At 64.6% G+C, this 14,308-nt stretch carries 16 protein-coding genes and 2 tRNA genes; 4 read left to right on the top strand and 14 right to left on the bottom strand.

Features of this window, described 5'->3' with window-relative positions:
• Positions 1-17 precede the first annotated feature (17 nt).
• The 3 genes from N415_RS13615 to N415_RS31460 form a co-directional block, all read right to left on the bottom strand.
• Positions 18-611, bottom strand: a complete 594-nt coding sequence (locus N415_RS13615) for a hypothetical protein (protein ID WP_068182329.1) — start codon at positions 609-611, stop codon at positions 18-20.
• 281 nt (positions 612-892) lie between these two features.
• A complete protein-coding gene (locus N415_RS13610; RefSeq protein WP_068182327.1) occupies positions 893-1,240 on the bottom strand; it encodes a hypothetical protein in 348 nt (115 codons plus the stop codon).
• 57 nt (positions 1,241-1,297) lie between these two features.
• Positions 1,298-1,753 (bottom strand): hypothetical protein, encoded by a 456-nt coding sequence (locus N415_RS31460; protein WP_152531375.1) that lies wholly within the window; start codon positions 1,751-1,753, stop codon positions 1,298-1,300.
• 123 nt (positions 1,754-1,876) lie between these two features.
• On the opposite strand from N415_RS31460, the gene N415_RS13605 reads away from it, so the two are divergent.
• On the top strand, positions 1,877-2,176 hold the full coding sequence (locus N415_RS13605; protein WP_068182323.1) for a MarR family transcriptional regulator: 300 nt from the start codon (positions 1,877-1,879) through the stop codon (positions 2,174-2,176).
• Positions 2,177-2,679: 503 nt separating this feature from the next.
• Here the strand turns inward: N415_RS13605 and N415_RS13600 are convergent.
• The 6 genes from N415_RS13600 to N415_RS13580 form a co-directional block, all read right to left on the bottom strand.
• Complete coding sequence (locus tag N415_RS13600) at positions 2,680-3,378, bottom strand: hypothetical protein (protein WP_239645540.1); 699 nt, start codon at positions 3,376-3,378, stop codon at positions 2,680-2,682.
• Positions 3,379-3,469: 91 nt separating this feature from the next.
• The gene (locus N415_RS31455; protein ID WP_152531374.1) at positions 3,470-4,405 is read right to left on the bottom strand and encodes a hypothetical protein; all 936 of its coding nucleotides are present in this window, start codon (positions 4,403-4,405) and stop codon (positions 3,470-3,472) included.
• Positions 4,406-4,634: 229 nt separating this feature from the next.
• Positions 4,635-5,741 carry a hypothetical protein gene (locus N415_RS13595; protein ID WP_068182321.1) on the bottom strand — a complete coding sequence of 369 codons (1,107 nt, stop codon included), beginning with the start codon at positions 5,739-5,741 and terminating at the stop codon, positions 4,635-4,637.
• 35 nt (positions 5,742-5,776) lie between these two features.
• Positions 5,777-5,968, bottom strand: coding sequence for a hypothetical protein (locus tag N415_RS13590; RefSeq protein ID WP_068102529.1), 192 nt, complete (start codon positions 5,966-5,968; stop codon positions 5,777-5,779).
• A 30-nt stretch (positions 5,969-5,998) separates the two neighbouring features.
• A complete protein-coding gene (lipE, locus tag N415_RS13585; protein WP_068182318.1) occupies positions 5,999-7,237 on the bottom strand; it encodes a lipase LipE in 1,239 nt (412 codons plus the stop codon).
• 25 nt (positions 7,238-7,262) lie between these two features.
• Entirely contained in the window at positions 7,263-8,087 is an 825-nt protein-coding gene (locus N415_RS13580) for a crotonase/enoyl-CoA hydratase family protein (protein ID WP_068182317.1), read from the bottom strand.
• A 23-nt stretch (positions 8,088-8,110) separates the two neighbouring features.
• Between N415_RS13580 and N415_RS13575 the strand changes: the two genes are divergently transcribed.
• Positions 8,111-8,695 carry a TIGR03086 family metal-binding protein gene (locus N415_RS13575; RefSeq protein ID WP_193376449.1) on the top strand — a complete coding sequence of 195 codons (585 nt, stop codon included), beginning with the start codon at positions 8,111-8,113 and terminating at the stop codon, positions 8,693-8,695.
• Between the two features lie 54 nt (positions 8,696-8,749).
• On the opposite strand, the gene N415_RS13570 is transcribed toward N415_RS13575, so the two are convergent.
• Both N415_RS13570 and hisC read right to left on the bottom strand, forming a co-directional pair.
• Complete coding sequence (locus tag N415_RS13570; protein WP_068182313.1) at positions 8,750-9,211, bottom strand: DUF4334 domain-containing protein; 462 nt, start codon at positions 9,209-9,211, stop codon at positions 8,750-8,752.
• Entirely contained in the window at positions 9,208-10,284 is a 1,077-nt protein-coding gene (gene hisC / locus N415_RS13565; protein ID WP_068182311.1) for a histidinol-phosphate transaminase, read from the bottom strand. The genes N415_RS13570 and hisC overlap by 4 nt, the downstream gene beginning before the upstream one ends.
• An 89-nt stretch (positions 10,285-10,373) precedes the next feature.
• Between hisC and N415_RS13560 the strand changes: the two genes are divergently transcribed.
• Both N415_RS13560 and N415_RS13555 read left to right on the top strand, forming a co-directional pair.
• Positions 10,374-10,465: transfer RNA gene (locus N415_RS13560), tRNA-Ser, on the top strand.
• A 32-nt stretch (positions 10,466-10,497) separates the two neighbouring features.
• Positions 10,498-10,570: transfer RNA gene (locus N415_RS13555), tRNA-Arg, on the top strand.
• A gap of 80 nt (positions 10,571-10,650) precedes the next feature.
• On the opposite strand, the gene N415_RS13550 is transcribed toward N415_RS13555, so the two are convergent.
• Genes N415_RS13550 through N415_RS13540 form a run of 3 tightly spaced genes read right to left on the bottom strand, consistent with a single transcriptional unit; the run spans position 10,651 to position 13,856 of the window.
• Positions 10,651-12,240, bottom strand: a complete 1,590-nt coding sequence (locus N415_RS13550; RefSeq protein ID WP_068182307.1) for an amidohydrolase family protein — start codon at positions 12,238-12,240, stop codon at positions 10,651-10,653.
• A 27-nt stretch (positions 12,241-12,267) separates the two neighbouring features.
• Positions 12,268-13,110 carry a uracil-DNA glycosylase family protein gene (locus N415_RS13545; RefSeq protein ID WP_204366823.1) on the bottom strand — a complete coding sequence of 281 codons (843 nt, stop codon included), beginning with the start codon at positions 13,108-13,110 and terminating at the stop codon, positions 12,268-12,270.
• On the bottom strand, positions 13,107-13,856 hold the full coding sequence (locus N415_RS13540; protein ID WP_068182304.1) for a hypothetical protein: 750 nt from the start codon (positions 13,854-13,856) through the stop codon (positions 13,107-13,109). Before N415_RS13540 ends, N415_RS13545 begins: the two co-directional genes overlap by 4 nt.
• Positions 13,857-14,308: the final 452 nt, after the last annotated feature.

Genomic DNA, 14,308 nt, shown 5'->3' with positions numbered 1-14,308 from the left:
ACATGTTCGGCGAACGATTAGCGAGCGTTGGCGACGAGGTTGCTATCGGCATATCGATCGCGTGGTTGCAGGAGTTCGACATCTTCCACCAGAGTTGCCAGCAGCTTGTCGTAGGTGGCGCGCACCGCGGTCATGCTGCTCTCTGGGATGGCGTCGCCGTCCTGGTGGGTAAATAGCTGTCCCCACTCGGCAAGCCACGGCTCTCGCGAGGCTTCACGGCGTCGCACAAATCCGCTGCAGATGCGCGCGTCGGTGCCCCAGCCGGTGTGCGTGGTGAAGCACGCTCCAAGGAAGTCCTGATACGCCGTGACGGCGGCCAGGCTGAACAGCGGAGCGACCGAGTAGAACAAGCGGTCGGTGTCCCGCTTGATCGCGATCAGATCCGGCGGCGTCAGCTCCTTCCATCGGCCGATGAAAGTCAAGTAACACATCAGATCGTTCAACATCGGCGCGAGTTGCCCAAAGTACTGCAACCGCGCCTTGATCAACTCTTGGTTGCGCCACTGGCTGGCTTCGTAGAGTTTGAGTCGGTGGTTCAGCTTGTAGCCAATGACGGCTACCACGATGGGCACCGAAACCGCAGCCACCGTTTGGATCAGATCAAGAATCATTATGCGATGGTGACACGTCGGACGGACGGGATTGCGTCCCGCAAGCTATTCACCAAGAACCTTGGCCACAGCACTCCACAGATCAGTGTTCCAACGTTGTATCAAAAGGGCCGCCAAGAACGACCAGCGAGAGACGGCAGGTCAACTACGTTTTCTCGGTTTGCTGACTCTGCGCCTTACACCCTGGTGAGCACACCTTGCGCGCACTTTTGCGTTAGTCGTTGCTATGTGCGTCGTCGCGACGGCGTCTAAGTCGTCGCACATGTCGGCGGCGCGGGACGTTACCCGGGCACGGCCTCGCCGCCTGGCGGCCAGTACCCCATGTAACCCCAGCTGCAGATATTCTCGCCAACGCCGTCACTGAAGCCACCGCGACCCGGCTGCCGCTTCGCCCGGTTCGTCTGACGGGGAAAATGCTTCTCGCCAATAGCGAGTTCACGACGGATCGCAAGATGTAGGCGTTCCCGCTCAGGTCGGGGGAGCAAGAGAATGGTCGCTACTCCCAGCCGATCGACGCCGACGTCCGCCAACATTGCCCTTTGGGCGGGTTCGCTCAGCTCATGGAAGTCGCTGAGGATCGCGTAGCACATGGACGCTTCTTCAAGCTCCTGCTCGTCAGCCGCTCCCATAGCAGTCCTCCTTGCGATCAAGAATATCGGATAACTGCTCGATTACCGGCTGAAGAATCAGACACTTTTGGGTCTGTGTTCTGGCAGAAGGTGATGATCAATGTCGCTTGTGTCGAAGGACAGGATCCGGACGTCTTCGACGGCGGTCGGGTCATTGCACAGAGCCGTAGCAATCGAAAGGGCGAAGCTCTGCACCATCTGGTTGGCGTCCGGCTCGTTCTCACCGAGCGCGAATCGGACTAATACCCGGGGCCCATCGTTGCTGGCCATCGGATTCCGGCCCGATAGGTGCTGGCTTATCCACCGAAGAACGCCGCGATGAACGGTGACGTCGTGACCGTATCGCACTTCGATAGAGGCGAAGCGGCGTGACCTCAGCAGTGCAAGCCCTTCCTCAGCGGAAACGCTGAGGTCGATTAAGCCGGAGTTTGTTGTGCCGTGAATCGCGGCGGCATCTCGGTCATGTCGGTTTGGCCGCCCTACTTGGTCGCGACCTTCTTCATCCTGGTTCATGGCCGGTACACCTTGTCGTTATCACGGGCCGTCAGAAACTCCCCTGCTCAATCGTTCAGTAGCCCTGCGCGTGTCCACAATCATACGAGATATTGATTACGAATATTTTGTATTCTTGATCGCGTGTCGACGACCGATGTGGATGCGCTTCGGGAGCGTTCGCGCGATGCTTTCGGTCAGGACTACCAGCTAGAAGTCATGCTTGAGATCTTCGACACCAAAGGGTCGGTGAACATGAGCGAGGTTGCCGCATCGTTAGGACTGACGACTTCGCAGGTTCAGTCGGCATGGAAGCGTCTTACGAAAGTTGGTCTCCTGGAGCTGATTTCAAGGCGCCACCGCACAAAGCTCTATCGTCGGAGGAAGAGCGCGGCCTGGTCGTGGGCGCGGGAACTCGCGGGTGATCTCTGGGTTCGTGACTAAGAGGTCCGCAGGTCTCCCAGTTCATTCGCATAACCGTTGACCCTCCTCGATGAGCGCCCGTATCCGGTCGATGTTCTCCGATAGGGACCTCTGCGCCGACTTCAGTCCTGCCCGCACTTGGGCGCGCCACGGAGCGTGCTCCTCCGGCCTAGTCCCCGCCACCTGCGCACACTGCGGCGAATAGTACGGAAAGCCGGCGGCCGACCGTGTAAGCACGCAGCGTTTCTGGGCATAAGGCAGTTCAGTTTCGTTGAGGACCGCACCGTGATCATCGACATGTCGCGCGCGACGCCGACCGAGGCTCCATGGGGGCGGGGCCAAAAGGGTTAGTGTTCAACCACATATCTTCAAGAATCCAGATCTCCCCTGTTACCGGAACATGTCTCCCGACAGAACCACTCGCGCAGGGCTCACAGCAACTCAGTAGACGAGACGGTGTGGAATTCTTTCCATCCGGTCGTTGTCTGCGACAGGGGGTTGGTGCGTACGGACCTTGATGGCGGTCACTCTGCTAGGGATTGCCAGCGGTCGCCTTGGAAGACTTGGAAATCGGCCGGAACGCGAGCTGTCAGGTGTGCCAACAGCCGGAGGTGCCAACCCGCAGTGGGCCCGTTCACTGCTCGAAGGGTGACTTGTGTCTGATCTCGAGGGATGCGATGAACTTCGTCGACCAGTAGGTCGGGCACCCACCCCAGCGGGAAACCGCCAGTCGTCGTTGTGAGAATTGCACGCGGGTTGATGTGATTCGAAGGTTCGTCGAGCAGCGCAAGTCGGTCCCCAACCCTCAAGTTCCCTAGTTGCTGCTCGAGCTCATCACGAGTTACCCGAACGGCCGCATGCTCCATTTGAATCTCGTGCTCGAACACATGACGTACGCCGTGAACCAGAAAGTCGCAATCCATCTGCCCGTCCCGGATAACAGGCACTGGGAACAGTTGGATCTGGTCACCTTCCCGGCGTCCCTCCGAGCGGGCGATTTGCTCCCACGGTGTCGAATCTTCCGTCAGGCCCAGGCGCGTGACCCATCGCTGGAAGTCTGGCCGACGGGGAGCCATCGCACGTTGGGCGAAAAGAGGGAACAGGTTGTCAGACTCGTACCGTCCATCCAGCCTTGGAAAGCCAAGGAACGGCCGGAAATCAAGGACTTTGGCAGCCTCGCGAATGTAATGAAACGTATAGGTCTGCCCGTCGAACTTGAGCATTCCCACGGGGTAGATCCGTCGCTCGACTGGATGCTGCCATGTGACGACTAACAGGCGCTCGCTGCGCGGGGGAGACCCGGCGGGGGTTGATTCAGTGGAAGCGTGACTGACTAGCATCAAGCAACCTCCCCTGATTTGTCCGTAGTACTTCACCAGCGAAGTTACGGCAATGATCCGACAAGTTTGGCACTCTGCCGAGTAGGCCCACCACTGTGTCTTGCGTCACTTGCCCCAACTGCTCCAACCAAAACTGGCGGACCGACGCGCTTGTCAGGGCTAGAGCCGCGATGGCGTGATCCACTAACGTGACCGGGCCTGCTTCGATGGAGTGCTCAAACCGGTGTGCAGTCCCCTTTCTTGTCCATTTTAGGACGCCTGCGTGATCGCAAAGACGTTGAGCACAGGCGGCTTCTTGAACGTTGTATCCGAGCGCTCCGGCGTGGTCATAGCTACCGCAAAGGCGCCGGCCGCTTGCGAAACCTGGCGGTGGCAAGAGGATCGACCAATTCTCGTCGTGCCTGTCGCGATTGGCAATCCATGCGTCGAAGAGCATGTAGCCAGCGAAAACGTCGAAAGCATCGAAACCTTGCGGCGTAACCGCGTTGGGAGGCGCGCCCGCACCAGCGAGCACGAGAGCGATGCGCTCGAGTGAGTGGCCCGGCCGGCCTCTTACCTTCATGTACCCGGGCCGATAGGAAGGGTCGGCCGCGGCCAGCAGCAAAGCTCCTGATTGCATCTCCCAATCTGGGGGCAACAGGTTGCGCGACAAGCTTCCCCGCTGTTCTTGATAGCGGGCTGCGAACTGCACTTCGGCACATGGCACGCCGATCAGTTGCGCGAGATGGCTGCTGACTTTTTCCGCCCAATCCTCTCCGTGCCGAAATCCGTTCTTGACGGTTGGGGGTTTGAAAAGCCACCTCACCTCGGTATCGGGCTCGATGAGCCATAGCTTTTCTTCTTGGCCACCCGTCTCGTATGCGGCTACCTCCCATCGGGAGACATCCCAAACCTCGAATGAGTCGGTCATGTTGCTACTCATTTTGGGTCAACCTCGCGCAAGGAGATCAAGGGCTGGCACCTAGGAAGTTGATGGAATGCCTGCCGCCCTGTACCCCTTGCGCGCGCCCGTGAGCACAATTCGCGCGCAGTCAGAGATAACTAGTGTGAACGACCGTGATGTCTTTTAGCAGCTAGAGGGCGTTTTCACGCCCTGACCAGGTGGCTGACTAGGGTTCAAATCCCTCCGCCACCGCCAATCAGTGCAGGGTCGGCGCGTAGCGCAGCACGGCGCCGACGCCGTCGGCCGGGGTGATCCGTTCGTCGGTGCGCACCAGCGACGCCCCGACCGAAACCGCGAACATGGGCAGCGCCTCGTCGGCACGCAAGGTTTTGTCGGGAGCGGCGCCCTGCTCGGACAGCACGTTCTCGTCGGGGGCGACCGTCGTCAGGCCTTCGTCGGCGACGACGGTGGCGTCCCCGATTTCGCCGATGATCAGGGTCTCGACCGCGCCCTGGCGCAGCGCGGAGCAGACCGGGCCCAATCCCTCGGCGGCCAGGCCGGATTCGCGGCCGATCTCGGCGCTGAACCGCTGCGCGGCGGCGTCGATCGTGCGCAACTGGCGGTTGACGAATTCGTCCTCAATGGCCTGCTCGATTTCGCCGAAGTCATGACCGCTGTGCCGCGCCCCGACCTCGAGCGGGACCGCGCGGTCGCGCAACCGTTCCGGCAACGCCGCGAGCAGGTCCGAGCGCGACCGCACCTCGCCGACGACGAAGATCACGTCGATGCCCTTGTCATCGACGAGTTCGCCGACGCGGTCGGCGACCGCGCGCATGTTCTTGCGGGCGGCCTCTTCGGTGCGCAACTGCGGGTCGCCGTAACCCGCGTTCTCGGCGCCGGCGGCCTTGTGCACGGGGTGGCCACCGCCGTCGACCGTTTCCGAATGCAGCGTGCCGCCGAGTTGGGTGGTGATGTCGGCGCCGCTGTGGTCGACGACCACCAACACGTAGTCCGGGTGATCGAAGCTCTGCTCGAGAATCGGTACCAGATAAGGTAATTCGGACACACGGACGACGGACGTCGCGGTGGGCCGCGCCAGATGCTCGTTGATCACCACGCCGTCGGCGCTGGCGACAACCGCGCGCCCGCTGCGGCCGATCGGCGGCCGCAGGTCCATGACGGCGGCTTCGATCTCGTCGATCACCGCTTGGGCGGCGCCCTTCTGCTCGAGCTCCTCGCGCGCCGCGCGCCACTTGAGCTCGAGTTGGGCCTCGGCGTCGTGGGTGTCGTGCGAGTCCTCGAAGTAGACCGAGGCGAACGGCCCCGGTGCGTCCAGCAGCTTGCGGAAGCGTTCAGATTGCATACGTAGTTGGTTGCCCCGCCCGTCGGAAGGCAAAACTAGTAGCTTCGATCACCCTCGCTGTCGTCGAAGAAGTGCCATTCGCCGTCGTGCTCGACTTCCATGCGCCAGCCGAGTTCGTTGCCCTCGACTTTGTTGTCGACGAACCACGCGTGCGCCTTGTCGGCGCTTTCGATGTCCTCGGTGGCGACGACCTCGCCCTTCGGGTTGAGCACTCGATATGTAGCCATGCGTGGCAGTGTTCCCACCGCCGCGCGGCCTCAACCGGTGCGAATCTCCGCGGCGATGGTGTCCATCAGTGCGGTGTATCGGCGGACTTCCGGGTCGCGGCCTGGCTTGCCGCTGCTGATCACGCCAGCGGCCATGTCGCGCTCCGGGTCGGCCCAGACGGCGACGTTCGTCAGACCCAGGTGACCGAACGCAGCCGTCGCGTTGCGGCCGAACGGTCCGAACCGCTTGGTTCCCAGGATGAATCCGGTACCCCAGCGGGCCGGCATCAGGCCGATCGCGAAATCCGGTCGCAAGCGCCGGCATTCGGCGGCCGCGCCCCGCATCGTCTCTGGGCTCATCACCCGCACGCCGTCGAGTTCGCCTCCGCGGCGCCAGATTTCGGCGAACCGAGACAGCTCGTCGGCGGTCGAAATGGTGTTGGACGACGGGACGATCGTGGTGAGGAACATCGGGGTGTTCGTGTACGGGATGATCTCGTGCACGGTTCCGCCGATCGCCTTGCGGAAGATCTGGGCGATCACCGGCGGCAGGGTGCGGCCGGTGGGGTGACTGGGTGCTACCAGCGGAACGTCTTGCTTGGCGACGCCGAAGTTGGTCCACCGGAAGCCCAGCGGGTCGAGGATCTCCGTGGCGAGGATTTCGCGAATCTCCTTGCCGGTGGCCGCGTAGATGATCTCGCGCATCAGCGGACCCCACGTCAGCGCGTGATACATGTGCACCAGGCCGGGGCGGTAGAGGGGCCGCAGTTCACCGAGCTTCTGCTGCGCGTACTCGTGGTCGTCGGCGCGCTTGACGTCGGGCCTGGGCCCGGTGGGGAAGGGCAGGCCCGCGCTGTGGGTCATCACGTGCCGGATCGTGATGCGGTCCTTGCCGTGGCTGGTGAAGGTGGGCAGGTATTCGCAGACCCGGTCGTCCAGCGAGAAGACGCCCCGCTCGACGAGCATGTGCACGACGGTCGCGGTGATGCCCTTGGCCGCCGAGTACACGCAGAAGGGTGTGTCCGTGGTGACGGGGACCTTCTCGGCGTCGGGCGGGTCGGTGGGCGCGTTGCCCCAGCCGTGGCCGATCGCGCGGTTGAGCACGACGCGCCCGTGCTGGCGGACGCACACCTGGATCGCCGGGTGCAGGCCGGCCTCATACCAGTGCCGCGCGGCCTGCCAGATCCGTTCGACCGCCGCGCCGTCGATCTCTGAGTGATCCTCTGCGCCGATCGCCGTCACGGAGTCCAGGTCGGCCGGGACGCGGATTCTTCCGTCGGTGGTGGTCACCTCAGCGAGCGTAGCCAAGGGCGCGCTACTCCCCGGTGAACTGCGGCGGACGCTTCTCGAACGTCGCGGCGATGCCTTCGGTCAGGTCCTTGGACGGCAGGAAGGCGGCGTTCCACGCGGCGACGTACCGCAGGCTGTCCGAGACGGCGGCGATGCGCTGCTGGTCGAGGACGTCCTTGACGCCGTGGACGGTCAGCGGCGGGTTGGCGGCGATCTCGGCCGCGGTGGCGTGGGCGGCCGCCAGCGTGGCGTCGGCGTCGTCGTACACGTCGTTGACCAGGCCGATCTTTTCGGCCCGGGCCGCGTCGATATCTTTGCCGGTCAACGCGAGCTCGCGCAGGTGCCCATCATTGAGGATCAGCGGCAGCCGGGCGAGGCTGCCCACGTCGGCCACGATCGCCAGCTTGACCTCCCGCACCGAGAACTTGGCGTCGGCGCTGGCGTAGCGGATGTCGACCGCGGAGATCAGGTCGACCCCGCCGCCGATGCACCAGCCGTGTACCGACGCGATGGTGGGGGTGCGGCAGTCGGCGACGGCGCTGATCGCGCCCTGCATGCGCTTGATCTCGCGGTGGAACACCGCGCGGGGCCCGGCCAGCGCGTCGCCCGACAAAAGCGGGGTGAACGAACCGCCCATCGCGGGCACGTCCAGGCCATAGCTGAAGTTCTTGCCCGATCCGGTGATCACGATGGCCCGCACGTCGGGATCGGCGTCCAGCGCCGCGAACACCTCGGGCATCTCCGACCAGAACGCCGGCCCCATGGCGTTGCCCTTGCCGGGGCCGACCAGCGTGACCTGAGCGACGTTGTCTTTGGTCTCGATGGTGACGGATTCGTATGTCTCGCCCATATCGAGACCGTAGCGTGGCAAATATGGCTCCTGACTTGCGACCCGGCCCTGATTCGCCACCCACCGACGAGCTGCGCAGCGCCGAGAACACGCTGGCGGTCTTGCAGCGAGTCCTGCATCCCATCGCGACCGACGACCTGACCCGGCAGACGCCATGCCGCGAATTCGACGTGACACGGCTGACCGACCACCTGCTGACCTCGATCAAGGGACTCGGCGGCATGGTGGGCGCGGAACTTCCGGAGCGCGACGCCAGCGATTCGGTGGAGCGGCAGGTCGTCGCCGCCGCGCGCCCGGCCCTGGATGCGTGGCATCGCCACGGCCTGGACGGCACCGTGCCGTTCGGCAAGGGCGAGATGCCGGCCAGGGGCGCGTGCGGCATCCTGTCGCTCGAATTCCTGGTTCACGCCTGGGATTACGCCAAGGCCGTGGGACACGATATCGACGCCCCGGAGCCGTTGGCCGAATACGTGCTGGGCCTGGCGCACCAGATCATCCGCCCGGAGCAACGCAGCCGCGCCGGGTTCGACGAGCCCGTCGACGTGCCGGCCGACGCCGGCGCCCTCGAGCAGCTGATCGCGTTCACGGGCCGCGACCCGGCGCGCTAGCTTTCCGCCGAAACGTCGAGCGTGCGGCCAGCCGCACGATCGAGGCTGTAGGAGCTACACCCGCTCGAGGTAGAAGTAGTAGTACCGGCCGGCGTCCCGCACGCCCTTGCCGTTCATGATGCCCATCACCGCGTCGTCGTCGATCTTCTTGAAGTGGTCGTGGACGGGCTGCCCGTCATAGACCATCGTCGCGGTGACTTCGCCGCGGAACTCCTCCAGCCACAGGCTGGCCTCGCCCTTGCCCATCTCCTTGTTGGAGAACTTGTTCCCGTCGGCGTCCAGGCACACCAGTGGCTGCACGTCGCTGGCCGACTTGAAGGTCTTGCCGTACCAGCCGGCCTTTTCCAACTGGCCGTTCATCTTGTGGCCGGTGACGAACTCGCCGCCCTTCCACTCGCCCATCATCTCGTCGACGGCGGCCGGCTCCAGCGTCGCCCAGAAGTCGTCGAGCTCGGCATCGGCGATGTCGCCGGCGCGTTCCTTGAATTCGGTGAACTTCTTGCGGGCCAGGCTCATTGGTTCTCCTTGATCCAGTCGCGGGCAAACCGCAGCAGCGCGTCGTTTTCCTCCGGCGCCCCGATGGTGACCCGCACCCCGTCCGGCGCGAACGGGCGGACGACGATGCGCGCCTCGGCCGCCCGCGTCACGAAGTCCTGTGTCCGTGTCCCCAAGGGCAGCCAGACGAAGTTGGCCTGTGAGGGTGGCAGGGCGAACCCGGCGTCCCGCAACGCGGCGCTGACGCGGGCACGCTCGGCGACCACGGCGTCGGTGCGAGCCAGCAGCTCGTCGGCGGCGTCCAGCGAGGCGATGGCGGCGGCCTGAGAGATGCTCGTCACCGCGAACGGCACATAAACCTGGTCCAGCGCGGTGATCACGTCGGGATGCCCGACGGCGTAGCCGACCCGCAGGCCCGCCAACCCATAGGCCTTCGAAAACGTCCGCAGCACAACCACATTGCTGTGGGTGCGGGCCAGCTGCAGGCTGTCGGGCAGCATGCCGTCGCGGATGTACTCGACGTAGGCCTCGTCGATGGCGATCAGGATGTGCGGCGGCACGGCCTCGACGAAACGGGCCAACGCGTCCGGTTCGACGACCGTCGACGTCGGATTGTTGGGGTTGCACACGAAGATCAGCCGGGTGCGCTCGGTGACCGCGGCAAGCATCGCGTACAGGTCGTGCGTGTGGTCGGTCAAGGGCACCTTGACGGCGACGGCGCCGGCCACCTGAACCATGGGCGGATACAGCTCGAAGCTGTGCCACCCCATCACCACCTCGTCGCCCGCGGCGGCGGTGATCTGGATGACCTGCTGGCACAGGCTGACCGAACCGCAGCTCACCGCGATCTGCTCCGGCGCGAAGTCCGCGGCGCTTGCCGAGCTGAGGTGCTTGGCCAGCGCCGCCTTGAGCTGCAGGTTCGCGCTGTCCGGGTAGCGGTGGATGGTGTCGGTGGCCCGTTCGATCGCGGCGCGGACGCTGGGCAGCGGCCCGTGCACCGTTTCGTTGCTGGCCAGTTTGATCGAACCCGGCACCGTCTTGCCGGGAACGTAGACGGGAAGCCCCGCCAGCTCGGGTCGCAGGCGGGCGGTCACTTCGACAGCATATGTCGGCGCTGTGTACGCTATGCCTCCGGCGGTTCAGGGACGGCTGTAAGGGTTCGGGTACCCTCAGGAAGTCCGATGGAGGCGTGCCAGAGCGGCCGAATGGGGCTCACTGCTAATGAGTTGTCCCCCTCAAAGGGGACCGGAGGTTCAAATCCTCTCGCCTCCGCCACGTCCTTTCGGGGGCGAGACAACTGAAGACAGGCGCCCGTAGCTCAACGGATAGAGCATCTGACTACGGATCAGAAGGTTAGGGGTTCGAATCCCTTCGGGCGCGCCCATTTCCGCATCGGATGCCGGTGAAAGCGACGCGTGGCCTTCACATTCAGTCACAATTCAGCGCTGTGCCACGGTGGGTCAGTAGTAGGCCTTCAGAGCCAGCTTGACCTCAGCGGGCAGATTCAGCTGGCCTTGCAGGCCGTCGCCGTACGCGGCGTCAACCGCCACGCACACGGGGTCGAGGCTGAGCGACTTGGGCGGAAGTGGCGCTGCCGCCAACGCCGGCAACCGCGCGTCCGGCCCCGTCTGCTGCCCGGCAAGGGGCAGGCTGGGACGGAGGGCAAACCCGCTCAAGTGCTCCTCATCGAGTGCCAGGCGCATCTCGGGTTTCGCCGCGGCCGTCAGGGTTCGCCCGGCGACACCCTGCCCGCGGTTTTCGTCCGCGAGCAGGGTCGGCAACCGCTGCAACGCGTCGGTCAATGCGGCCCGGGCGTCGGCAAAAGTGATGGGCGGGACCTTCGGATCAGGCGGCCCATAGTCCACCACGCGCGTATCGGTCCCGAGCGCCAACGCCTCGCCGGTGACGCCGAATCCGGACATGAGGTCCTTGGTTCCGATGACCGGGCGCCCGTCGACCAGCACCAGCACGACGTCGGTTTCCTTGGCGTCGATCAAGGCCGCATAAGGATCGGCCGAGGGCGCCGCCGCAATCACGGTGACGTCGGCGCGCTTGGGGGGCTCGATGCTGCCGATCAAACCGCCCCATTTCACGATCGCTGCCGGTGCGCTCGTCGCCATCGCGACAATGTCGCGGTCGGAGAGTCCTATCTGATCGATCTCATTGACGATCTTGGCAACCTTGAGCTCGTTCAGCAGGCTCTTGCTGCCCGAGGGCGACCAGTCCGAGCCGAGGGCGACGGGCACTCCGGCGGCGCGGGCGGACTTGACGTTGGCGGTGCCGCCGTAGAGCAGAAGGTTGCTCAATGGCGACCACACCATCGACGCCTGGTTCTGGGCCAGCACGGCGAAGTCCTCTGGTTTGAGCGCGGCGCAATGGATGCCGGCCAGTGCCGGACCGATCGCCCATTGCGTGCCATTTTTCAGCGCGAGGAAGGCGTTGCGCGCTGCGTCGTCCAGGCCTTCGCTCAGGTGGAGCAGCAGACAGGAGGCCTTGTCGACCTCCTTCTTGAATTGCGCCCATTGCGACGCTGCCACGTCGGGAATGTGCGTCGTGGCTCGATGAAACGCGGCGTCGTTGGGATCGTCGACCGCCCGTAGGGCGCCGTGGTAGTACGCCTGCAACTGGTCGGACTTGAGCGAGATGCCCTCGCTGGTGGTGACACCCCCGAGCAGGCACTTGGTTTCGGCGTAGCGCGCGACCGCCGCAAGCAGGTGCGGGTCCTTGGAATTCGCGATTGTCGTCATCGGGGCGGACACCGAGCGGACATAGTCCTTGTCGTTCTGCCATTGGCCGCGGTTCGTGTAGAGCTTCGGGACCTGCCACATCGGCAAGGCGTCGTAGCTCAGGTGATTGTGCAGCTCGATCAGTCCCGGGAAAATGAACCCGCCCGTCTCGATGACCGGGGCTCCGGCGAACCCGTGGGGCGCCGTGGCGCCACGGTCGCCGGCCGAAACGATCTGGTTGCCGTCGATGTAGACCGCACCGTTCGGCCAGGTATCGAAGGCAGCGTTCATTGTGACCACAGAGCCGTGCAGGATGAATTTCATGGGTCTACTCCCTCCGGGAGGGTCGCCTTAAGGGGTGGCCGGGACGATGCCGTCGGGGACCTGGACGGTAATGGTGCGCCGCTTCAGCGCCGCCGTCGTGCCGGTACGCGTCGCCCATCCGCTATCGCCCTGCATCCAGGCCGGCGTTCCCGCCGGCAGATCGAATGCCGGAATGGGCGGCAGTTCGGCCGCAAGGAATGTGGCGCCATAGGCAACGAACTGGCGTGCCGCGTCGGGCTGGGTGACGGCGCTGCGGAGAACCTGCAGCGCCGCGTTCCATTGGACCAGCATGGCCGTGGTCGCGGCGGCGATCTGTGCCGGCGTCCCGCCCGTGCCCTCCGGCGAGGTCGGGTGGGGCACATGCTGATACGCGAGTGCCTTGTAGGCCGCATTGGCCGGATCCTGAAGAAAGTCACGCCAGGCTTGATCCGCGAGGGAGCCGAACGCCACGACCGCTTCTATCGCCCCCTGGGCCAGCAGCGCGGAGAGCCACCGGTTGCGGTACTGGACGATGGGCGGGTCGCTGACATGCTGGTTACCGCCACTCTGACCGTAGACGCTGTAGAGGAAGGTATTGACCATCACATAGCTTCGATCGAGGCCGAGCTTCGCCAGAAAGCCCTGGACGCGATGTCCCGCCGTGCCGACCAGGATCCGGCGGACCACCGCCTCGTGCTGGGCCGGATCCTGGCCGATGCAGAGGAGACGCGCCGTACCGTCGAGCCGGCCGCGATGGAAGATCGGGCCCCATTCGACGCGGAATGCGTCGTAGGGATACACCGGCGCCGCCGGCGCCTGATCGCAGAGGGTCAGGAACGGCTCGCCGACGTAACCGGGATCAAAGGTCTGGGGCATCAGGCTGAGCGTCACTGGTTGCCCCGTTCTTGCCGGGTGTTGGGCGATGTCGCGGGCGTCTGGGAAGCAGTGACCGGGACAGTGACGTCGCCGCTCTCGGCGAGTAGTTGTTCCCAGGTGCCAAACGACATGCAGAACCGTCCGCTGCGACCGAAGTTGGTCCCCCAGCTATTCCATAACCAGATCAATTGGTTGTCGGCGTCGATGCCGTCGACCACCACCTCGTGGCCGCCGCGCACGGTGGCATCGTCAGTGATCGTGACCAGGCCGGTGTCCGGGTCGGGCTCGTCGAAGCTGGTGTACCAGTTGAAGCCGGTGATCACCGGCTGGATCACCAGCGCCGTCAAAGCGTGTTGCAGCCCAAATGCGTGCCGGTACGAGGAGATCCAGCCAAGCTGTTGGGCGGCCTTGCACACCATGAGCCCCGAGCCGCCGGGGTCATTGGGCGGATACGGCTGGCCCTCGAGTTTGGTTTCCAATTCGTAGAGCATGACCGCATCGGATTCGGTGTAGGACTTAGCGCCGGTGTAGTCGGGCGCGGAATTTAGCGCCCCGCACAATGCATTTGCGGTGCAGGAGCCGATCTTGCCCTGGTCGAGTGGCAAGCCGGTCGCGCGATGGTCGACCGAGACTATGGCCTGCGCCCTCTCGGCCGGGAAGTCACGCGACCGCGGGTCGTGTTCGATGTGTCGTCCCAGGCGCCGAGTTTGCACGACCGTCTCGGCGAGTCGCTTGCGGACGATGTGGGTCTGGCTTGCCATCAGTTTCTCCTTGGAATTTGAAAAGCAAACGGCGCGACCGCAAGGCGTCCACGTCGTGGTCCGTCGAGCGGACCGAGACACCATCGAACAATTTGCTCGTTTCGGTTGCACCGATGCGGTGTCAGAACTATTACGCGGGGTCACGCGGAGCACATGCGTAGTGCGCTACCCCACTTCCGTCGGCATCTGGGCGGAGTGGGGGCGCGGTCGCGGGGTGCGCTCAACCTTCCAAAACGATTTGAATCGTTAACATTCAGTTCCTTGTGGGTGCGGGGTTTCGGCGCTAACTTCCGCACATGACTAACAGCATTGCGCGAATCGGTGGTGGCGGTGGCGGCTTCGTGGGTGGCGGCGCCGGTGGACGTGTCGGGGGTGGTGCGGGTGGTCGCCTCGGCGGTGGCGCGGGTGGCCGCGTGGGCGGTGGCGCGGGTGGTCGCCTCGGCGGCGGCGCG

Source organism: Mycobacterium sp. UM_CSW, assembly GCF_000455205.1.
In the GTDB taxonomy this organism is placed as follows: Bacteria; Actinomycetota; Actinomycetes; order Mycobacteriales; family Mycobacteriaceae; genus Mycobacterium.
Note: the sequence above shows the minus strand (reverse complement) of the source record. Positions and strands in the feature narration are given on the sequence as shown.